The sequence below is a fragment of the Mycobacterium sp. genome (assembly GCF_049281135.1).
GTDB lineage: Bacteria > Actinomycetota > Actinomycetes > Mycobacteriales > Mycobacteriaceae > Mycobacterium.
The window spans coordinates 1-20,289 of sequence record NZ_JBAPRN010000650.1 but is presented as its reverse complement, the minus strand read 5'-3'; the positions used below and the strand labels follow the sequence as shown (position 1 = coordinate 20,289).

The following is a 20,289-nucleotide window of genomic DNA, read 5'->3' as shown; positions in this document are numbered from 1 at the left end:
CTCACGATCGGCGCCACACCGAGCCGCTGCGGGTCAGTGCCCGCAATTGGTCCTTGCGAACTTTGTTGGTCGCCGTCTTGGGCAGCGCGGAGGCAAATTGGATGTAGCGCGGAAGCATGTAGGGCTGCACCCGATCGGCGAGGAATGCGGTTAGCTCCTCGCCCGACAGTGACATCTGCGACCGACGCACCACGACGGCTTTGATGTCCTCATCGCCGAATATTTCGTGTTCGGCCAGATCCGACGGCACCCCGACGCATGCGCACTCAGCGACCGCGGGGTGGGCCAGGATTTCGCGTTCCAATTCGATGGACGACAGGTTGTGGCCGCGGTGACGAATGGAGTCCTTGAGGCGATCGACGAAGGAGTAGTTGCCCGCCGCATCGGCCCGGAACACATCACCGGTATGAAACCAGCCGCTGCGCCATTTCTCGTTCATGGCCTCCGGCATGCCGAGGTAGACATCGGACATCAACTGCGGCCGGTCCGGTTTGACGATCAGCTCACCGGTGGCGCCCACCGGGCTGGGCGTACCGTCCGAGTCCACCAGCATGACCTCGAGGTCGGGTATCGGCGTGCCCGCAGTCGTGTAGTCGACAGGGTCGTCGGTCGACAGTACGGGCCCGGTTTCGGACTGGCCGTACATGGTGTTGATGCGGACGCCGAAGCGTCGTTCGAGCTCCCGGTACTCGCGGACCAACGGCACGATGGTCAGATACTGAAGTGGGTTGTCGCTGTCCTCCGGCATCGGTGTCCGCTGGGCGATGAGCGGAGCAACCACCAGCAGCAGCGAATGCGTGCAGCCGTAGTCGCGGATATCGCTCCAGAAGCGCTCGACGCTGAACTTCTGCCGGACAACAAGGCGCATGTCGCGTTGGACACTGACCGCCATCGCGGTCAAACCCAAACCGTGAAATGGTGGCCACGGACTGTAGTAGGCCCCCGTAGGAGTGCAATGTCCGATGTCGCTCGGAAAGAGCCACTTACCTGATCGTTCATCGATGGCCCAGTTGCGCACCACGCATTTCGACGCCCCGCTCGTCCCCGACGTGAAGATGCCGCACTCGATATCGTCACCGGTCACTGGCGCCCATGGTCTCGGCGCCGCAGCGGCCAGGAGTTCGGTGGACGGGTGCACGTTGAACGGAAGTTCGCTGCTCTGCTCGGCTCCGGGCAATATCACGACGTGGACGAGGTCGGTCAGACGTCCCGCGACGCGCGCCAGGTGATCGACGTTATCGGCTTCCATGACGATGACCTTGGCCCGGATCAACTGCATTGCTGCGACGAGGAGTTCGCCCCTGAGTTCGGGATCGAGCGGGACGTGGATTGCGCGCAACCAGCCTGCACCTAGCCATGCCGCAAAAGCGTTGGGCGCCTTGGCCATCGAGGCCACCGTGTCGCCTCGGCGGAGGCCAAGTGACTCGAAGAGGGTAGCCCACCGTAGGACGGCGTCGTTGAACTCGCCGTACGTCATCGATCCGTGGCCCACGTGCTGTACCAGGATGCGATCGGGGCTGTGCTCGGCGCGGTGCGCGATGATGTTCGAGGTGAGGTTCAGATCGATTGCGTTACTTAGCAACTGCCCACCTTCGGGTCGGTGCGAGGTCTAAGGCGCCTCATGGGTGGCTAGGCGAGGAACCACAAATCGACACGTTCCACCGCGAATTGTCGAAAGTCAACTGGCTGTCCGAGGAGTTGTTTGTCGCGTCAGAACGTGATCACGGCGCGGCCCGGCTGGACACCCAGCTCAGCGAAGGCGCGCTCAAGGTCATCGAGACGGTAGCGCCGGGTGACCAGCTTGTCGAGGGCCAGTCGGCCCGAGCGGTACAAGTCGAGAATGCGCGGAATGTCGACGTGCGGACGGATGCTGCCATTGGTGCTGCCGGTGAGCACCCGCTCGTCGATCAGACTGTAGAGCGGAATCGACACCATCGCCGACGCGTCGGCCACGCCGATGATGACCGCACGGCCCCCTTTGCGCAGCGAATTGAACGCATCCGCCACGGTGCCGGGCGTACCGACAGCGTCGATCGCGACGTCGGCCCCCCGGCCGGTCCGGGCTTGGATCTGTGCCGCCAAGTCGGTGGTGTCGTCGACCACCACCACGTCGGTGGCGCCCAGGTCCCGCGCCAGCTCGAGTGCCGCGCCGCTCTTGTCCGCGACGATGATCCGGCCAGCACCGCACGTCACAGCACCCAGCACGGCAGCAAGTCCCACCCCGCCCGCGCCGATGACGAGCACGCACTCGCCGACGGCGGCGGCGGCCCGGTTGACCACGGCGCCAAAGCCGGTGGTCACCCCGCACGCTGTCAGACATGCGATATCGAAGGGAACGTCGTCAGGGATTTTGACGGCGGCCCATCGATCGATGACCGCGTACTCGGCGAACGATGACTGCAGGATGAAGTGGTTGATGACTTCCGAACCCTTGTGCAGGCGCTGCTGCCCACGCGCCAGCTTGCCGTCAAGCATGTGTGGTGAGCCACCTTCGCACAGCGCGAAGGCGCCGAGCTGACACTGCGGACAGGTGCCGCATCCCGGTGTGATCGTCATCACGACGTGATCGCCGCGTGCCAGGTCGAGCACGCCGTCGCCGACGGCGTCGATGACACCGGCACCTTCGTGTCCCAATACGATGGGCAACGGCGCGGACACCATGCCGCGATAGACCGACAGATCCGAGCGACATACCCCGACCGCGCGCACCTTGACCCTGACTTCACCCGGCCCGGGTTGCGGCAGATCGAGATCCTCGAGGCTAATCGCACCAACTTCACGCAGCACCGCAGCACGCATGTGGGAGCCCTTTCTCACAGTTGCGACCGACCGCTAGGCGTGCGGCAACAATACGGATTGGAGTTCGACGTAGGCCTGCACGCTCTCCGGGCCCATTTCGCGCCCGAGTCCGCTGGATTTGACGCCGCCGAACGGTGCACAGATCTGACAGCCGAATCCATTGATCGCCATCGTTCCGGTATTGACGCGAGCCGAGATCCGCAACGCCTTCTCGACGTCATCTGTCCAGATGGAGCCGGCGAGCCCGTAATCGCTGTCATTGCTGAGAGCAATGGCCTCGTCGATGGTGTCGTAGGCGAGGATCGAGATAACCGGCCCGAAGATTTCCTCCCGCACGATCTTCATGTCGGGATGAACCTGGTCGAACACCGTCGGCTGGATATACCACCCGGTCGGCTGGTCCGGCGGCCGGCCACCACCAGTGAGCAACCGGGCTCCGGCATCGAGGCCGGCCTGAATGTAGCCCTCGACCCGATCGCGCTGCCGTTCGGCGACCAGCGGCCCGATCTGCGTCTCTGGATCGAACGGATCGCCGATCTTCAAGCTGCTTGCCATCGCGACGAAGGCCTCGGTGAACTCGACAACCCTGCTGCGATGAACGAGTACTCGTGAATCCAGCGAGCAGACCTGACCGCTGTTGATGAAGCAGTTCACCGCCAGTCCTTGCAGAGTCTTGTCAAGATCGGCGTCCTCCAGCACGATGGCGGCCGACTTTCCCCCGAGCTCCAGGGTCACCGGCCGAAGCCGGCCACCGGATAGTTCCGCCACCCGCCGACCGGCCGCCCCGGAGCCGGTGAACGCCACCTTGTCGACATCGTCGTGCAAGACGAGGTATTCACCGGTTTCGCGGCCACCGGCGACGATGTTGAGCACGCCCGGCGGGACGCCGGCCACAATCGCAGCCTCGGCGAGGACGTAGAGATCGAGTGGGGCCTCAGGTGCGGGCTTGAGAACCGTGGCACAGCCCGCCACCATCGCCGGGCCGATCTTCAACATGCTCAGATAGTTGGGCCCGTTCCAGGGGACGATGGCACCGACCACACCGACGGGCTTTCGCCGCACGACGCTGACAATCCCGCGGCGGCTCTCGCGTCGTTCTTCCTGCTCGTAGGTGGAGGCGATCTCTGAGTAGTACTCCAAAGCAGCGATCGAGGGATCCACCATGACCTCACGCACCTGCGAGATGGGACAGCCCATCTCGAGCACCTGTGCGGTCGCGATGTCTTCGGCGCGCTTGGCGTACTCCGTGGCCAGGTGGGCAAGCACGGCTGCCCGTTCGTGCGGGGTACTGTGCCCCCAGTCACCGGCCATCGCGATGCGCGCGGCGGCGATGGCGCCGTCCACGTCGGCCGTGCCGGCATCAGGTACGACCCCAACGACCTTCTCCGAATGCGGCGAGATCACTTCGATGACGTTGTCGCTGACCGGGTCGACCCATTCACCGCCGATGTAAAACTTGTCCCACTCGATCATGTGTCAGACCTCGGCGTCATGCCCCAACTGATGGTGCCATTGCGGGGACGGGAAATGCCGGCTCGAAGTGGTGAACGTGCATCGCGTTGCCACACAGGACTTTCCACTGCTCTTCGTTGGTCAGTCCGGCCACCTGCTCGAGCGCAGACGATAACGAGTTCGGCCAGGTCGAATCGGTATGCGGGTAATCCATCTCGATCATCACGTTGTCAATGGCATCGATGTCCTGGATAGCCTTCATGCCCACGTAGTCGCTGAAGAAACAGGCGAAGATCTGGTCCTTGAAGATCTCAGTCGGTGAGCGCTGATCCATGAACAGCTCAACCTCACGCTCTTTGAGCTCCCGCGACGCGGTCGCGTCGCTCATGCTGCCCGAGTACGTCAGTCGGCGGTTCCAGTCACCCTGGACCCGCAGCACGTACTCCGCACGCTCAAGGGTCGGAGCGACCCAGCCGATCTGTGATTCCGACATGCAGATCTTCAGACCGGGGAACCGGCCGAGGTTGCCGCTGAAAATCCAATCCAGGGTGGTCGAGATCGGCAGAATGAAGCTGTTGGCTGCCAGGGAGACCAAATACGGTGCATCAGCGGCGGTCTGGGCCATGGTCGAGGAAGACCCGTAGTGCATACACAGCGGCAATCCGGTTTCTTGCAGCACGGACCAGAGGGGGTCCCAATGACCATCTAGGGCATGTATCGAGGGCAAGTGGTTGCCTTTGTATTTCAACTTCGCCGGGTTCTCAGTGAAAATGATTCCCTTGGCGCCCTTGTCGGCGCAGCGCACAACTTCTTTGACCGACTCCTCGACATCCCAAAACGGGACCAACGTGCCCGGAATGAACCTCCCCGGGGCGGTGCCGCACCACTCGTCGAGCATCCAGTCGTTCCAGGCCTTCAGGCAGAGCAGCCCCAAATCGATGTCGTTGCCCTCCATGAACGTCTGTCCTGCGAAGCGAGGGAAGCTCGGGAAGTTGAGCGAGGCGATCACCCCGGCCTCGTCCATGTCCGCAAGGCGGGCCTTCGGCTCGTAGCAGCCGGGGCGCATATCCGCGAAAGACAGTGCGTGCGGCGAGATCTCATCAGATTTCTTCCCGGCGACCGCTGACAGGCCCGACATCGGAAACTTCTTACCTTCGTACTGCCAGAATTCGTCGCCGTTCTCATACATGACCCTGGGTCCCGCGTCCCGATACTTCGCCGGTAGCCGGTCATGCCAGACGTGGGGCGGCTCCAAGACGTGATCATCGACCGAGATCATCCAGTCCAGGCGGTACTGGCCATCGGCATCCTCGTAGCTCGCAGTCATAACGCTGTCCATCCATCCTTGTGTTCCGGGCCGCCGAGGCGGCCAACCGGCGTAGTCATGCTCGTGGTCTCGAGGCGGATCATTCGATATTATATCGGTTAATATAATATCGCACCAGTCCACCGCCAAGCGCTGCCCGAGGCGGAGAGCTAGCTTGTCTCAGGGATGATCGAGCGTATCCATTTCGCATAGTCACCCATGTCGACCGGGACGTGGTAGTCGGCAAGATCGCAGATATCGTCAAGGTGGGCCGGCACCGCATCGGGGTCGAGCTCACCGCCGGCGACGTAGCCTCGGGTAACCCCGATGAAAATCTCACCGACCCGACCGGCGCCCACGGCGAACAACCTTCCCGACACCGGACACGATTCGTGCATCAGCCAGAGCGCGCCCGCGGCAACCAGCCGGGCCGGCGCATTCGCTGCGACCCAGTCGACAGTGGCAGAGGCAGGCGGTGCGCCCGGGCGGCTGTTGGCAATCGAGCGGTTCAACGGCACTAGTCGTGTGCTTGCGGTCGGCGATATCGCGTTGACCTTGATATTCGCCGGTGCGCCTCGCACAGCCAACGCTTTCGTCAGTCCGATCACGGCTGCTTTGGCCGTCGCGTAAGGCTGCTTGGGATTGGGGCCGGGTCCGCTGCCGTCACCGTAGAGTCCGGCGGCCGAGGTCGTGAGCACGATTCGGCCCGTGCCCTGATCGACCATGCTGGCCCAGGCGCCGTCGGTCAGCCACTGCGCGGCACCAACATGGACCTTCATGATGTCGTCAAAGGCGCCGAGATTGCGGCCTGCGTTGTGCACGAGCACGTCCAGGCGGCCGCACTTTTCGAGTGTCATGCCGATGAGGTCGCGACACCCGTCCTGTGTCGCTACCGAGTCGGTACTGATGATGGCGCGCCCACCCGCACGGGTGATCTCCCCGACCACTTCGCGAGCGGGACCCTCCGAGGCGTCCTCGCCGCGGACATCGACGCCGATGTCGTTGACAACCACGGTGGCTCCCCGTGCGGCAAGCAGCAGGGCATGGGACCGACCTATGCCGCGACCCGCGCCCGTCACCACTGCCACTCGACCTTCAAAACCAAGTCGCGACATCCTATGATTATATCATTCGATATCAAATACAATATCGTGCAATGTTGACCGCTCTATCCGGCACGACCCGCAAAGCAGGAGCACCCAATGAGTTCTGACGTCTCGACCGCCAGAAGTGCTTGGATCGACTGGATGGGCACCGGCCTGAAGGAGAACTTCTACGCCGTCAACGGGGTACGCACCCGGGTACTGGAAGCGGGCGAGGGACCCGTAGTGCTGCTGCTGCACGGGACCGGTGGTCATGCCGAGACCTACCAGCGCAACATCGCCGATCTGGCGCAGGACTACCGCGTGCTGGTCCCCGACATGCTTGGCCACGGTTTCACCGACCGCCCTGATGTCGACTACTCGCTGGACGACTTCGCCGATCACCTCTTCGGCCTCCTCGACACCCTCGATATCGCCTCGGTCAACCTCTCAGGAGAATCCCTCGGCGGCTGCGTGGCGGCCTGGATGTCCTTGCGTAGCCCGTCGCGGGTGGAGCGGTTGATGCTCAACACCGGGATCCTGGACCGGCCCGATGAGAAAGGCCTGGCTCAGCTCGCCGACCTGGAAAAGCGAACGGAGCTGCTTCGATCCGAGCTCAGTCTGCGGGCTGTCCGGCGCCGGTTGGAATGGCTGGTGCTCGACCCGGCGTCGATGACCGAGGAGATGGTCCATCTTCGCCATCGCATCTACTCTCAGCAAGGCATGATCGACAGCGTCATCCGGATCATGGGTGCGGTACTTGCGATGAATCGAGGGCCCTACAACGGCGTCGACTACCTCGACCGACGGCTGCTTGCTGACCTCTCGGTGCCGACCCAGGTGCTGTGGACAGACCACAACCCGGGCAAGCCGCTATCGGTGATCAAACCCGCCATCGACCTCATTCCCGACGTTGAGTTTCATCTGGTTCAGAACGCCGCGCACTGGCCGCAGTTCGAACAACCCGAGGTGGTCAACGGTTATCTGCGAAAGTTCCTCGCGTCGGCTCGATGATGACGACCGGATCCATCGGTCTGGGCGATATGGGCGCCGACGGCGGACCGATTGCTCGACGGCTGTATCGAACTCGTCGTGTTCGATGTCCGGACCGAGCCAGCGCGATCCTGCGACGATCGCGGTCATGACCGCGGGCACGAATCGCACACAGCAGCCCGCGCCGCCCTGACCCCCGACGTCCACCCGGCTGGACCAAATACCCAATCCCGCGATATAATATCGAATATGTTCAACGCGTGCTTCGCCGAGATACCCACCGACGCCTGCAACGACACGTTGACCGGCGGAATCACCTTCATGGTCGGCACCTTGACCGCTGAGGTAAACGGCGGGCTGCGATGAGCCCAGATGCTCTGCGGGTGGGCTACGTCGGGCTCGGCACCATGGGTGCGGCAATGGCCGAGCGCCTGGTGGTCCCCACCAACATCCTCACCGTCTTCGATCTGCGACCAGCCGCGGTGGACCGACTCGTACAGGCCGGAGCCCTCGGCGGGCAGAGTGTGGCCGCCGTCGGAAGTGCAGCCGAGGTCGTGTTCGTCAACGTCGTCGACGATGGGCAGGTTGTCGACGTCGTCGAGGGCTCACACTCGGCTCCCGGCCTGCTCGGCCCGTTGTGCCGCGGGTCGGTCATCGTCATTCAGAGCACCGTCCATCCCGCAACATGCCGCAGGTTGGCGGTATCGGCCGCGGCCCGTGGGGTGGCGTTGGTGGACGCCCCGTTCACCGGTGGGGCAGCCGCGGCCGCACGCGGGACCCTGGCCCTGCTGGTAGGCGGCGAGCCGAGCGACGTCGCGCGGTGCGAACCCGCCTTGTCCCGGCTGGGCACCATCCATCATGTGGGCCCAGTCGGCAGCGGTCAGGCCGCCAAGCTGGCCAACAACCTCGTCATCGCGATCACGATGACCGCGGTACACGAGTCGTTGAGCCTTGCTGAAGCCGAGGGCATCGACGAGACGACCATGCTGGGACTGCTGACGGCCGGCGCTGCCGACAACTGGGTCGTTCGCAATTGGGATGCCATCACGTCGATGGCGCATTCCTATCCTGAGGGCGCGGTCGGCCTGGCGAACCTCACCCGTAAAGACGTCAAGGCCGCACTCGCCGTGGCAGACGAGCACGGTATCGAACTGCCGACCACCCAGATGTCTCTTCGCAGCCTCGCCGCGGCCTATCAGCGGACGGCGGCGAACAACACATCAGGCCAACCGTCAAGGGAGCCCGTATGACCGAGCGATTCACGCCATCACAGCCGCAGCTGCTCCGCGACCCTTATCCCACCTACTCACGGTATCGCGACGAAGACCCGGTGCACTGGGGCAACGCCTCGATGGCGACGCTGCCCGGCTCGTGGTACCTATTCCGGTACGCCGAGAACGCCGCAATGCTCGGGGACGCCGAAACCTTCGTCAGCGACGCGGCCACGGTCGGAATGGAGATCGAACTCCCCGAAGCCTTTGCACCGATCCGGCACATACATCAGCGCTGGCTAGGCGGCATCGATCCGCCCGATCACCGGCGCCTGCGCGCGATCATGGCCAAGTCGTTCACCCCGCGGCGGATCCAAGAGCTGGGCCAGCGGATCTGGGACATCACCTCGACCCTGGTTGACGACGCGTTGGCAGACGGCAGCGACACCATCGACCTGTGGCGTCAGGTGGCGTTCCCGATGCCGATGAACGTCATCGGTGATGCGCTGGGCGTGCTTCCCGAGGATTGGACCGTGTTCCAGAAATGGGCACAGGACATCTCCGACGGTGTCGATCGGGCAGGGGACGCCGAAGCGGGGAAGCGCGGCGCACAGGCGATCCTCGGGATGTACGCCTACTTCGAGGAGTTAATCGAGCGGCACCGCAAGCAACCGGGCGACGATCTGCTCACCGCCATGATCACCGCGGCCGATGACGACGGCAATCCGATGACCCAATTCGACGCGATCGCCATCGCAACGGAGTTGGGCGTCGCCGGACACGAGACAACCACCAATAGTATTTCGCTGGCGATGGTGGGCTTGCTTACCCAGGACGGTGGCTGGGCTCGAGCACAGGAAGCCCTGCGGCTCAACGCCGATCCCGTACTCGAAGAGCTGCTGCGCTTCACCACGCCGGTGCAGCGGCAGCGTTGGCGGTGGGCGGCCAAGGACACCGAACTGGCCGGCCGCCCGATCAAACGTGGTGAGTCGGTGGTGTCCCTCCTGGGCGCCGCCAACCGAGATCCCGGGGTCTTCGAGGAGCCCGATATCATCGATTTCGACCGACCACGCAAGAAACATCTGACGTTCGGCATCGGCACCCACTTCTGCCTCGGCAGCCATCTGGCCAAACTGGAACTGGGCACTGCACTGCAGATCCTGTCCGACCGGCTGCCAAAGATCGAGCTGGCCATGCCGGTGACCGAATTGCCGTGGAACCACAACTTTCTGCTACCCGGGCCTACCGCAGTTCCGGTGGTGGCAGCATGAAACTGAAGGACAAGGTTGTTCTGATCACCGGCGCCGGCTTGGGTCTGGGGCGGCACTGTTCGCCACGGAAGGCGCCAATGTTTGTATCGTCGACATCGATTCCGGGCGCGCGCAGCAGACTCTGAAGTTGGTCGAGCAGCAAGGTGGCGACGTCATCGCGATCACCGCCGAGCCGCGGACAAAGACCAGATCACGCAGGCCGTTCAACAGGCCGTGGACCACTTCGGCAAGCTCGACGTCGCCTGGGCCGACGCCGGGATCATCTCGCGCGGTGGTGTTCCCACCGGCGCCGGCGCCGAAGTCGTCGCGTTCGAGGACCTCACCGAAGCCGACTGGCAACACGTATTGGGCGTCAATCTCAGTGGCGTCCGTACCGCGCAGGCCGCGGTCCCTGCGCTCAGGCCAACGACGGCGGCACGATCCTGGCGACGTCCTCGGCGGCGTCATTGGTTGCCTACCACAGCATTGCGCTTTACAGCGCCACGAAGACCGGCGTCAACGGCCTTGTCCGCGGGCTGGCCTTGGACCTCGGGTGCTTCGGCATCCGGATGAACGCAATCGCTCCCGCGCACGCATGCCGCCCAACTTCCTGATGGCGCCAGGGGCTCCGGTGGTCGGCCGGTGCTACGAGGAGGTCGCGGGCCTGTGGAACCCGGCCGCGTCGTCAATCCCGCTCAAGCTGCCCCGATCCCCGTCGCTGTGCGACAACGCCAAGGTAGCGTTGTTTTTGGTGTCCGACGACTCGGCGTACATGTCCGGTGCCACAATTGGATCCACCGGCGGAGGCACCCTCGCGCGGGTGGGCAAGTGGTTCGAGGAAGATCTCAACCCTCAACCCATTGACTGACGGATGGCTGGTCCAATTGGATCGGCGGCCAATAGGTTACGTTGGGATGCTCCGTCACCAGTAGGGCAGCGGGGAGCGCGCGGCCTCCGATGCGGGCCGTCGCGGTGGCCGCGCTGGAACAGGCTGTGGCAACGCCGTTCTCGACCCGTCAGCCGGATGCCTCGACAAGTTCTGAATCCTTCGACTCGCGAGAGAGATTCGTGATGAATATGAAAGCCAGCGCGATGACCCAGGCGAAGAAGATGAACACGGGGAGCCAGAACACGATCAGACCGTTCCACGCGAACGGTCCGAGTTTCGTCAGGAACCCCAGGGGTCCTACTTCGGTAATCAGGAACGACCAAATGCTCAGATATCCGAACCACCGCGGGAAATACGGGGAGTCGTGTTTGGTGCTCAAGCAGACGTAGGCGATTGGGATGACCTGGAAGATGTAGTAGGGCGTGGTCGTGACCTGGGCGAGGAATGACAGGTCACTCAACGCCCGGGTCACTCCGTGCGCGCGATCCGGCGTGAACGATGCGGTTCCCTGAACGAGGGCCGGGAAGACGATCCAGATGCTCACCAGGGCGCCACCCATGGCCTGTAGGACCGCCCACACCCACATCTCGCGTCCTAGTCGGGCCATCTGGACGCTGATCACCGCGGCGAAGGGAAGACTGAAACCGCACACGGTCATGGCGAGCGCCGCGCCGATGCGGATAGACGTGCTGTGGTAGGCGAAGAAGCCGGCGATCTGGTCGTCGTTGTTGCTGGGCGGCGGCGGCGGAACCACATGAAGCAAGCAGTAGAACGCAAATCCGAAGATCGCCAAGAAGGCGAGTGACCAATAGATGAGTACCAACTGGCTGCGCGGCGACATGTCGAACTCCTCAGGTCACTTTTCGGTTCACGACGGACGCGAGCACGACCGGGACGGCTGACCCTCGGGCATGCTGGGCGCGACAGCCCGCATTGCCGATATTATATCATAATATATGATGTCGTATTGGGGCCGGATGCGCCGCTGCGTTTGGAAAGCATCGCGTCGATAAGGCGAGCAGGCCGGGCCTGCCGAGTTCGATCTGGCGGCGTCGCGGCACTGTCGACGCGTAGCGGCTCGGGCGACCCAGTGGGAGGGCACCTGCGATGAGAGCCGGACCCGCCGGGTGTGTGGTTGTCAGTGCGATCGTTGGTGTTGCTCTATTAGTGGCGCGAACTTTGGCCGCGAAGATCGCACGTAATCCAGACCCCTTCCCGCGGGAACGGCTCGCCCGTGAGCCTGACGGCGTGGAAGTCTGCATCGCCCGTCCGGACGGGACGATTCTGCGCGCACTGGTCGCGGGGGAGGGCCCGACTGCGGTGCTGGCCCACGGCTATGGCGGCTCCGTCGCAGCATGGAACATTGTGTGGGACTCGCTGATGGCGCGCGGTCACCGAGTCATCTCCTTCGATCAGCGGGGCCATGGGCGCTCAACGCTCGGTTCCGCTGGCTCCGGTTCGGAGGCGATGGCAGCGGACTATGTTGCTGTGCTGGATCACTTCGATGTGTGTGACGGCGTGCTAGTCGGTCATTCCATGGGCGGGTTCGTCGCGATCCGCGCCGTCCTCGACCATCCCGGCCTGAAGGGGCGGCTGCGAGGTCTGGTGCTCTTGGCAACCCTGGCTGGTCGGATTCTCGACGGAGCGCCGCAAAATCGGCTGCAAGTTCCACTACTGGAAAGCGGCATTTTGCAACGGCTGATACGCACCAGGATCGGTGGGATTCTTTTCGGTGCCGCCCAGTTCGGCAAATGCCCTTCGCCGGCGATGATTTCGGTGTTCCTGCAGGATTTCGTCCGGCAGGACCACCAGGCGCTGCTGCCGATCCTGCGGGCGCTCGAGAGCGAGGACCGCTACCCGCGCCTGGGCGAGATCACGGTACCGACCGTGGTCATGGTGGGGTCTGCGGATCGCGCCACGCCGTCGAGCCACTCCAGACGCCTCGCCGCAGGGATCCCCGGTGCGCGACTGGTAACCGTCCCAGGTGCAGGCCACATTCTCGGCTGGGAGGCGCCGGACGCGCTCGTGCAGGTCGTGGCGTCATTCCAGGACTAGCGCTGCCCGGTGCGACATTATTCAGCCTTATCGGATAACGACTGCTTGAGTTTCGTCTCGGATGACTCGCGGGCGAGAGCGATGAGGAATACGTAGCACAGGGCGAAGAACCAACTGGTGAATATGATCACCGGGAGCCAGAACACGATCAGGCCATTCCACGCGAACGGTCCGGATTTCGTCAGGAACCCCAGGGGTCCGACTTCGGTGATCATGAACGACCAAATGCTGAAGTATCCGAACCATCGTGGGAAGAACGGCGAGTCGGATTTGGTGCTCAAGCACACGTAAGCGATCGGGATGACTTGGAAGATGTAGTAGGGCGTCGTGGTGACAAGGGCAAGAAAAGCTAGGTCGCTGAACATGCGGGTCCCGCCCGGCGCCCGCTCCGGCGTGAACGCCGCCACACCCCAGATCAGCGCCGGGAAGACCAGGTAAACGCTGACCAACGCCCCACCCATGCCCTGCACGATGGCCCACACCCGCATACCCGGTCCCAGTCGTGCGATCTGTTCGCTGACGACCGCGGCCAGCGGAATGCTGAATCCGGTGGCCGTCACGGCAAGCACAGCGCCGATCAGGATGGATGTGCTGTGGAAGGCGAAGAAGCCGGCGATCTGACTGTCGCTATTTGTCGGTGGCGGCGGCGGAACCACATGCACCAGAAAGACGGCCGCAAGGCCGAACATCAGCTGGAAGGCCAGAGCCCACCACACGAGGACGATCTGGCTACGCGTAGACAACCTGGCTCCCTATGCTCGCGCCGACAATCCGCATATGGTCGATATCATATCTGACGATACCGAAACCTCGCGGTTTTCATCGATGAACCATCTGGGACGCCGCCGATCGTGGTGCGATGATTCCCGCTTTGCGCGCGAATGATGTTGTTCTCATCGCGGTTCCGGGCTCGTGTTATGTTTCACCCTTGCGCCGATGTAGCTGCTCGACCTGTCTGCAGAGTTCCGTACGGTCCGGTCGCGATGATCGTGGGTGCTTCACCCCGAGCATTTTGCTGGCACGGGCAAATCCCGTGCAGCCCTTGCCAAGGCGGCCGCTGAAATCTGCGGCCCTATTGACTCGGTGACCGAGGAGTGTGTGACGGTGAGTGTCCGATCACGCTCGTCAGTGTGACCGGTCCAGGGGCGACAGCCAACTCGCCTTCACACACCGCCAGGAACATTCCGAGTGTGAATTAAGCGGCTTGTAGAGGCGAGTCAGATGTCAGTCGAGTAGGCCGGCGGCGCCGCTCAAAATCCGGGTGAGCTCGTTGATGATCCGCGCGCGATCGGGCCGCTTATCCGGCGGATAGATCGCGTCCTCGAACACCGCCATCGTCGAGACCATCGCGACCATGGCGCGAGCGGCAATAGGGGTGTCCCACTGCAGGCCGTACTCGTCCTTGATGGCGTCGCTGACCTGTTCGAGGCGGTCGAAGACCGGCTGGGCGGCCGGACCGACGAGACTGTTGGTGACCACGGCAGTGAAGATGTGACGGTGCTCAGAAACCAAGGTGTACAGGTCTTCAGCGAACTCGCGCAGCGCCTCCTGCGGGGTGCCACGGGCCGGATCTGGCAGCCACTCGCCGGAGTAGTGGGCCATGAAATTTTCGAAGGGCGTCAGGACTGCGGCGTTGAACAGCTCCTCCTTCGAGGTGAAGGCGCGAAAGATCGCCGCCTCGGTGGTTTCGGCTTTTAACGCGATCTCGCGGGTCGTCGCTCCGCCATAGCCCTTGGCGGCGAAGAGCTCTTCGGCCGCGTCCAGAATGCGGCGGCGAAGCTCCGCCGTCGAACGTTTCGGACGTTTTGCGCGAGTCGAACCGGCCTCGGCTGTCACGATGCCAGTACACCGCACGTGGACCGGACGCGGTGCAGCAGACACTTGATCGGTCCCATGTCGGCGCCGATCTGCGGCACCTTGAACACCTCCCGCAGCAACACGGTGACGAACCTTGCCGCCGTGGCCTCGAACGTGCTCGCTGTCCTCGGCCCGCTCATTGCGGCTCGAATCGCCATTCGCCAACCACGGACTGCCTCGACCGGTCTCCGGCCGGTGTCTCGCGTACTCCATCGAGATGCACCCGTCGGCGCCGTCGCGCTAAGTCGATCTGTGTGCAGCGGAGTCCACCAGAATGTCATTGGAGTTACTAATTGACGGCGGAACCTTCGTGACGCGGAAGGCCTGCCAGATGATGACCAGCTCCCAGACGACGAACGTGCTCAACGGAATCCAGAACGAGAAGAGTCCATTCCACGCAAGGGGACCGGACTTGAAGAAGTAGGCCGCGACCGCGGGGCTGAACAGCAAGCATGCCCACAAGCTCATGTAGCCCAACCATCGAGGCAGCAGCACCGCTCTGCGTCTGTCCATCAAGATTGCTGCCGCGAACGGCAGGAACTGAACGAGGAACGGCGGCACCGGGGTTACCGTGAGTATCCAGCCGATGTCGTTGAGCATCAGGACATCTGCGGTTCCACGGTCGGCTCGGTAGGCAGCCACTTGCCAGAACAGGGCCGGCAGAACGAAGAACATACTGCTGGCCAGGCCGCCGATGAGTTGACAAGTGCTCAGAAAGCGCGATTCGCCCTCCATGTCGCGGATCATCGCCGACCAGGTGACCACCCATGGCAGGTAGAACGCCGCCGCGAACATAACGAACACCATTCCGAGTTTGATTCCGGTGGTGTTACGACGATAAATCGCTGCAATCTGCTCGGCGCTCGCCGCGGGGTCATGCGCCGGCACAAATCCCGAGAACACCCACAGGCCAAGCAGATACATCACGAGGAAGGCCAGGCCGCACCATGCCCCGACCCTGTTAATTCGCGGGATCATCGTTTCCTCCTAGCCCAGAGTGGCCCGGTAGCGACTGGACCGCCTCGGGATTGTGCGCCGACAAGCTCCGCGGCAGCGAAGCGCTCAACATCACCCATTGGTAGTAAACGCTATCAATGTAACCGCAGAAGCGGTAGCGATCAAGATGTCGCCCAGGTGCGAGAGGGCGGGTGGTCCGAACACGCCCTTGCATAGGACGCCCACGCCCATCTACATTGATAGTAATTACGATCAATGTAGATGGGCGACGCCATCAATGAGCGGCCGGTGGCACCGCCGCGACCCTAAGGCCCGCCCGGCGCAAACGGGATCAGTCTTGCAAGAAGGAGCTACCTCGTGATCGTCTTCCTCGCCAGCTACGACCCGCAGACCGTGCTCTACTCAGTAGACACCCGCACCGTTCCGGTGATGGCGTTGATGTCCCTGTGCCTTGGCGCCACGTTCGTGTACCTGATTTCGGCGTTCCGGACCGCGAAGGCGCACAGCGCTTATCCGGCACCGCTGGCCGCCGTCGGCTTCTTTGCCATCCATGACGCGACCTTCGTGGCCTATTGGAACACCTGGTTCGGCACCTACCACCACTGGTGGTTGGAATGCTGGGCGGTGGCGCTCATCTTCACCTCGGCGATCGAGTTCGCACTCTGTTTCCAGGTGTACCGCTACGGGCGTCAGGAGCTGATGCCCAAGCTCACCCAACGTCAATTCGGTGCCGCTATCGTCGGGGCGCTGCTCGGTATTACCGCGATGTGGCTGACCGTCAAGGGCATCGTCGACGACCCGCTGTTCCTGATCGCGTTCGCTGTGACCGCCTGGATGCCACCGGTGTTTTCGACCGTTCTCCTGTGCGGGCGGGGTTCGATGCGGGGCCAGACGATGCTGATGAACTGGTGCCTGCTGTTGAACCCGATCGGGATGTTCGGCGCCTGGGCGTTCTTGGACCCCTACTTCCGGACACCGCCGTTCATTCTGATGGGTGCGGCGACGATAGGGTGGGCAGGTTTCAACCTGTGGGTGATGAGCAAGTACCCCAAGTACGAGCCCCGGCTCGGCGGTGCCGAGAAGACAGTCGTCCCCACCGGCGCGGCAACCTAGCGACTGGCAGCGAGAACATCGGAGCCACAACGAAATCCGATGGACGAGAGGATTTGTCGTGAGTGTCACGGCGCCAATGTCGATCGCGAGCCAGACCACCAGCTGTCTGTGGGCGGCGTGGTGCTTGGCGCAATCGCATCTGGCGAATGCCGTGATTCCGGCCCTCGTCGGCGCCGAGCCGGAGGTGTTGAGGTGACGATCTGCCAGGCGATGGTGGCTTCCAGAGCCGCGAAGAAGTCGTCGATGTGCCCGCTGCGCTGACCTTCGACGCCAGCCACCGGGCAAAGCTCTGAGACGGGATCGCCGTGTGGCTCGCCGCGGTCACGTGAGTGTTGGGAGAGCCCGCAATCAGTAAGCGGCGGCGTTGATCTCAGCGCCGGGCACCCGGCCTGGTTGCTGGCCCTCCATGGCGATTGGTCGGCGCGCAGATCGTAGTGCAGATGCCGCCCAGCGTGAAGGATATATTCTGATATAATATCGGAATGGCTCGCACGCCTCTGGGGACGATCTCCGAATACACCCGCCACGGCGATAATCCGACTCCGCCGAATCTTGCGCTGTCGATAGGCCATCCGACGGCGCTAGCAGATGCGAACCTGGCGCTGTTTGGCTGCCTAGCGCGCGGTGACGTCTCGGCGAGGTTTCGAAAACTCGCGACCTTGAGCGTGGCAGCCGTCCTACGCAATGGCTACGAGTGGGGCCATCATGCACCCACCGCTGCGGGGGTGGGCATCTCGAAGAAGTGCGTTGATGCCATCCGTAACGGTGAACGCGGTGTGCTCGACGACAGCGACCAGTTGATCGTCGACTACGCGGCCGCTGTCGAGCGTCAGGACGTCAGCGACGATCTGTGGCGAAGAATCTCAGCCGAACTGACAGTGCCACAACAGGTTCAGCTGACGACTCTGAGCGCGCTGTATGGCTTTTACAGTCGCATCCAGGTTGCGTTGCAGGTTGATCAGGACCTCGGATATGACTCGGAATTTTAAAACCGTTGTTGAATCACCCGGATCCAAACCGAAGGCAGGGCTCTGAAATGTCGACGTCTCCCTCATCGGTCAAGCTGGCCGACGCCCTGGCGGGACAGGCCTACCGCGAGTACCCCTACGACGTATACGCGCAGCTGCGTGAACACCCGGGCTGGACGGCCCCATCGGGATACCGGGTTTTCTCGACCTACGACGATGTCCTGCAGATACTGCGCCAGCCCGCCGTCTTCGGCCAGGAACGCGTTCCCTACCCCAACTTCCACACCGTCGACCCGCCGGAGCACACCCGCCTTCGTCGGTTGGTGGCCAAGGCATTCACCGTCCAATCGGTGAACCTGCTGCGAGATCGCATCGCCGAGATCGTTGCCGGTCTCGTCGATGACATGCAGGCGCGCGGAGAGGCCGACCTCATCAGCGACTTCTCCCTCAAATTGTCCGCCACCGTGACCGCCGAGCTATTGCGCGTACCGGTCTCGGATGCGCAGATGTGGAACAAGTGGCTCTGGGACATCGGACGCTATCGCGGAGTGACCAGCTACTTCTCGATCGCACAGACCGACCCGGGTGCCGTCGCCGCCGCGGAAGCGGCGTCGGGCCATGCTGCGGCGTATATGCGCGAGCTCGTCGGTACCCATCGCCACATCGCTGAGGGCGGGATCGTCAAACGCCTGCTAGAGGCCCGTGAGGAGGATGAAACCCTGAGCGAGAAGGAGGTCCTCTACACGCTTGTCCTTCTGCTCGGTGCGGGGTTACACACCACGGCAAGCCAACTGGGCAACTTCTTTCGCGCGTTGTTGACGAATCCGGACGCCTACGAGGCGGTGCGTGCCGACCCCGATCTGACCGGCAACGCCGTCGAGGAATCGCTGCGATTCGATGGTTCTCTGCAGGCCGAGTACCGGGTTGCCAGGGAGGTCGTCGAGGTCCACGGCGTCATCCTGGAACCCAACGACCACATCATCATCGTCAATGGCGCCGCCAATCATGATCCGTCGGTATTTGAGGACCCCGACACATTCGACATTCGTCGTCCGAACGCGCGGAAGCACTTGACGTTCGGTTTCGGCGTACATCACTGTCTGGGTGCGGAATTGGCACGAACCCAATTGATCGAGGCGGCGCGTCAGCTGATCGGCAAACTGCCCCGACTGGGGCTGGCCCGGCCACTGGAGCAAGGCGGATTCGACCGGTGGCGAGGATGCTCGTCGTTGCCAATCCGGTGGGATTCGCGATGAGCGACGTGCGATTCGACAGGCGGGTCGCGATCGTCACCGGCGCGGGCCGGGGAATCGGGCGCGAGTTCGCACTGCTTCTCGCCGAGCGGGGCGCCGCGGTGGTCGTCAACGACATCGGCTCGGCAGCCGATGCACAACGCTACGCCAGCGATCCGACCGCTGGAGTCGCGAGCGAGGTGGTCGATTTGATTACCGAGCGCGGGGGGCGCGCGGTTTCGAACACTGCCGACATCGCCGACGCGCAGGGAGCCGCGTCGTTGGCCGCGCTGGCGCTAGAAGCGTTCGGTCGGGTGGACATCCTGATAAACAATGCCGGCATCGTGCTGGTCGACACGTTCGCCGATCTCTCTGTCGAGACGCTCGATGCCTGCTATCGAGTGCACGTACGGGGATCGTTTCAGGTCGCCAAGGCGGTGTGGCCGCATATGGCGGCGGTCGGTTACGGGCGCATCCTCAACGTCTGTTCGGTCGACGGGATGTTGTTCGGCAATCCGTTACACGCGGCATACGACGCGGCGAAAGGCGGTTTGGCCGGACTCACCCGGGGCATGTCGGCCGACGGCGCACCATTGGGAATTCTCGTCAACGGTTTGCTGCCGGGCGCCATGACTCGAGGCAACCAGTCCGTCAGCCACGCCTATGGGCCACTGCCGATCGACATGAGTCCCGCACTGGTGGCGCCGGCGGCTGCATGGCTCGTGCACGAAGAATGCGTGGTGAACGGTCGCTTCTTCGCCTCAAGTGCAGCGCGGATGGGCGAGGTCTTCACCGCCGCGGCCGAGGGTGTTCAGGCAATTCCTGACGAGTTCTCACCGGAATTCGTGCGTGAACATTGGGACGCAATCCAGCAGCGTTCACCGTTTTTGGTGCCTGACGGCGTGCGCGACTTCAACGGCTGGCGCACGCGAGTGTTTCAGAGGGTTGTTGGGCTCACGGTTGACAGCTGAGCGGGCCCGGATCCTCGCGTCAGTAGGCGATGTTGACGTTCTTGGTTCGGACGTACTCCATCAGCCCAGCCAGCCCGCCTTCCTTGCCGAACCCGCTGCGATCGAAGCCGCCGAAGCTGGCATAGGGTCCGGCGACGATCAAGCCGCCATTGAC

The 20,289-nt window shown here is 63.2% G+C and carries 22 protein-coding genes and 1 pseudogene; 11 read left to right on the top strand and 12 right to left on the bottom strand.

Going from position 1 to position 20,289, the window contains the following annotated elements; all coding sequences use genetic code 11:
* Position 1 precedes the first annotated feature (1 nt).
* From WAN02_RS25830 to WAN02_RS25810, 5 genes are all read right to left on the bottom strand, one after another.
* The gene (locus tag WAN02_RS25830; RefSeq protein WP_422267749.1) at positions 2–1,582 is read right to left on the bottom strand and encodes an AMP-binding protein; all 1,581 of its coding nucleotides are present in this window, start codon (positions 1,580–1,582) and stop codon (positions 2–4) included.
* A 128-nt stretch (positions 1,583–1,710) separates the two neighbouring features.
* On the bottom strand, positions 1,711–2,799 hold the full coding sequence (locus tag WAN02_RS25825) for a zinc-binding dehydrogenase (protein WP_422267747.1): 1,089 nt from the start codon (positions 2,797–2,799) through the stop codon (positions 1,711–1,713).
* Between the two features lie 33 nt (positions 2,800–2,832).
* Positions 2,833–4,272 carry an aldehyde dehydrogenase gene (locus WAN02_RS25820; protein ID WP_422267745.1) on the bottom strand — a complete coding sequence of 480 codons (1,440 nt, stop codon included), beginning with the start codon at positions 4,270–4,272 and terminating at the stop codon, positions 2,833–2,835.
* Positions 4,273–4,288: 16 nt separating this feature from the next.
* The gene (locus WAN02_RS25815; protein ID WP_422267743.1) at positions 4,289–5,578 is read right to left on the bottom strand and encodes an amidohydrolase family protein; all 1,290 of its coding nucleotides are present in this window, start codon (positions 5,576–5,578) and stop codon (positions 4,289–4,291) included.
* A gap of 149 nt (positions 5,579–5,727) precedes the next feature.
* Positions 5,728–6,672, bottom strand: a complete 945-nt coding sequence (locus WAN02_RS25810) for an SDR family NAD(P)-dependent oxidoreductase (protein WP_422267741.1) — start codon at positions 6,670–6,672, stop codon at positions 5,728–5,730.
* A gap of 87 nt (positions 6,673–6,759) precedes the next feature.
* Here WAN02_RS25810 and WAN02_RS25805 point away from each other — a divergent pair, with 87 nt between their 5' ends.
* The 6 genes and pseudogenes from WAN02_RS25805 to WAN02_RS25780 all read left to right on the top strand — a co-directional run bounded on the left by WAN02_RS25805 (position 6,760) and on the right by WAN02_RS25780 (position 10,961).
* The gene (locus WAN02_RS25805) at positions 6,760–7,653 is read left to right on the top strand and encodes an alpha/beta fold hydrolase (protein ID WP_422267739.1); all 894 of its coding nucleotides are present in this window, start codon (positions 6,760–6,762) and stop codon (positions 7,651–7,653) included.
* 341 nt (positions 7,654–7,994) lie between these two features.
* Positions 7,995–8,882 carry an NAD(P)-dependent oxidoreductase gene (locus WAN02_RS25800; RefSeq protein WP_422267737.1) on the top strand — a complete coding sequence of 296 codons (888 nt, stop codon included), beginning with the start codon at positions 7,995–7,997 and terminating at the stop codon, positions 8,880–8,882.
* On the top strand, positions 8,879–10,114 hold the full coding sequence (locus WAN02_RS25795) for a cytochrome P450 (RefSeq protein ID WP_422267735.1): 1,236 nt from the start codon (positions 8,879–8,881) through the stop codon (positions 10,112–10,114). Before WAN02_RS25800 ends, WAN02_RS25795 begins: the two co-directional genes overlap by 4 nt.
* 81 nt (positions 10,115–10,195) lie before the next feature.
* Positions 10,196–10,459, top strand: a pseudogene (locus WAN02_RS25790) (hypothetical protein); the annotation flags it as partial.
* A 101-nt stretch (positions 10,460–10,560) separates the two neighbouring features.
* Positions 10,561–10,707 (top strand): SDR family NAD(P)-dependent oxidoreductase, encoded by a 147-nt coding sequence (locus WAN02_RS25785; protein WP_422267733.1) that lies wholly within the window; start codon positions 10,561–10,563, stop codon positions 10,705–10,707.
* Positions 10,689–10,961, top strand: a complete 273-nt coding sequence (locus tag WAN02_RS25780; RefSeq protein ID WP_422267731.1) for a hypothetical protein — start codon at positions 10,689–10,691, stop codon at positions 10,959–10,961. The genes WAN02_RS25785 and WAN02_RS25780 overlap by 19 nt, the downstream gene beginning before the upstream one ends.
* 148 nt (positions 10,962–11,109) lie before the next feature.
* Here the strand turns inward: WAN02_RS25780 and WAN02_RS25775 are convergent, their stop codons facing one another.
* Positions 11,110–11,823: a hypothetical protein gene (locus WAN02_RS25775; protein ID WP_422267730.1), complete on the bottom strand. Its 714-nt coding sequence runs from the start codon at positions 11,821–11,823 to the stop codon at positions 11,110–11,112.
* Positions 11,824–12,149: 326 nt separating this feature from the next.
* Here WAN02_RS25775 and WAN02_RS25770 point away from each other — a divergent pair, with 326 nt between their 5' ends.
* Complete coding sequence (locus WAN02_RS25770; RefSeq protein WP_422267728.1) at positions 12,150–13,037, top strand: alpha/beta fold hydrolase; 888 nt, start codon at positions 12,150–12,152, stop codon at positions 13,035–13,037.
* 17 nt (positions 13,038–13,054) lie between these two features.
* On the opposite strand, the gene WAN02_RS25765 is transcribed toward WAN02_RS25770, so the two are convergent.
* The 4 genes from WAN02_RS25765 to WAN02_RS25750 all read right to left on the bottom strand — a co-directional run bounded on the left by WAN02_RS25765 (position 13,055) and on the right by WAN02_RS25750 (position 15,872).
* Complete coding sequence (locus tag WAN02_RS25765; protein WP_422267726.1) at positions 13,055–13,780, bottom strand: hypothetical protein; 726 nt, start codon at positions 13,778–13,780, stop codon at positions 13,055–13,057.
* A 481-nt stretch (positions 13,781–14,261) separates the two neighbouring features.
* The gene (locus WAN02_RS25760; RefSeq protein ID WP_422267725.1) at positions 14,262–14,873 is read right to left on the bottom strand and encodes a TetR/AcrR family transcriptional regulator; all 612 of its coding nucleotides are present in this window, start codon (positions 14,871–14,873) and stop codon (positions 14,262–14,264) included.
* Entirely contained in the window at positions 14,870–15,052 is a 183-nt protein-coding gene (locus WAN02_RS25755) for a hypothetical protein (protein ID WP_422267723.1), read from the bottom strand. Before WAN02_RS25755 ends, WAN02_RS25760 begins: the two co-directional genes overlap by 4 nt.
* 82 nt (positions 15,053–15,134) lie before the next feature.
* Positions 15,135–15,872 carry a hypothetical protein gene (locus WAN02_RS25750; RefSeq protein ID WP_422267721.1) on the bottom strand — a complete coding sequence of 246 codons (738 nt, stop codon included), beginning with the start codon at positions 15,870–15,872 and terminating at the stop codon, positions 15,135–15,137.
* 336 nt (positions 15,873–16,208) lie between these two features.
* Here WAN02_RS25750 and WAN02_RS25745 point away from each other — a divergent pair, with 336 nt between their 5' ends.
* The gene (locus WAN02_RS25745; RefSeq protein ID WP_422267719.1) at positions 16,209–16,964 is read left to right on the top strand and encodes a hypothetical protein; all 756 of its coding nucleotides are present in this window, start codon (positions 16,209–16,211) and stop codon (positions 16,962–16,964) included.
* Positions 16,965–17,029: 65 nt separating this feature from the next.
* On the opposite strand, the gene WAN02_RS25740 is transcribed toward WAN02_RS25745, so the two are convergent.
* Complete coding sequence (locus WAN02_RS25740) at positions 17,030–17,242, bottom strand: hypothetical protein (protein ID WP_422267717.1); 213 nt, start codon at positions 17,240–17,242, stop codon at positions 17,030–17,032.
* A 204-nt stretch (positions 17,243–17,446) separates the two neighbouring features.
* Between WAN02_RS25740 and WAN02_RS25735 the strand changes: the two genes are divergently transcribed.
* Genes WAN02_RS25735 through WAN02_RS25725 form a run of 3 tightly spaced genes read left to right on the top strand, consistent with a single transcriptional unit; the run spans position 17,447 to position 20,135 of the window.
* The gene (locus WAN02_RS25735) at positions 17,447–17,953 is read left to right on the top strand and encodes a carboxymuconolactone decarboxylase family protein (protein ID WP_422267715.1); all 507 of its coding nucleotides are present in this window, start codon (positions 17,447–17,449) and stop codon (positions 17,951–17,953) included.
* A 47-nt stretch (positions 17,954–18,000) separates the two neighbouring features.
* Complete coding sequence (locus WAN02_RS25730) at positions 18,001–19,188, top strand: cytochrome P450 (protein ID WP_422267713.1); 1,188 nt, start codon at positions 18,001–18,003, stop codon at positions 19,186–19,188.
* Positions 19,185–20,135, top strand: coding sequence for an SDR family NAD(P)-dependent oxidoreductase (locus WAN02_RS25725; RefSeq protein WP_422267711.1), 951 nt, complete (start codon positions 19,185–19,187; stop codon positions 20,133–20,135). The genes WAN02_RS25730 and WAN02_RS25725 overlap by 4 nt, the downstream gene beginning before the upstream one ends.
* A gap of 19 nt (positions 20,136–20,154) precedes the next feature.
* Here the strand turns inward: WAN02_RS25725 and WAN02_RS25720 are convergent, their stop codons facing one another.
* Entirely contained in the window at positions 20,155–20,277 is a 123-nt protein-coding gene (locus WAN02_RS25720) for a hypothetical protein (RefSeq protein ID WP_422267763.1), read from the bottom strand.
* Positions 20,278–20,289 lie beyond the last annotated feature (12 nt).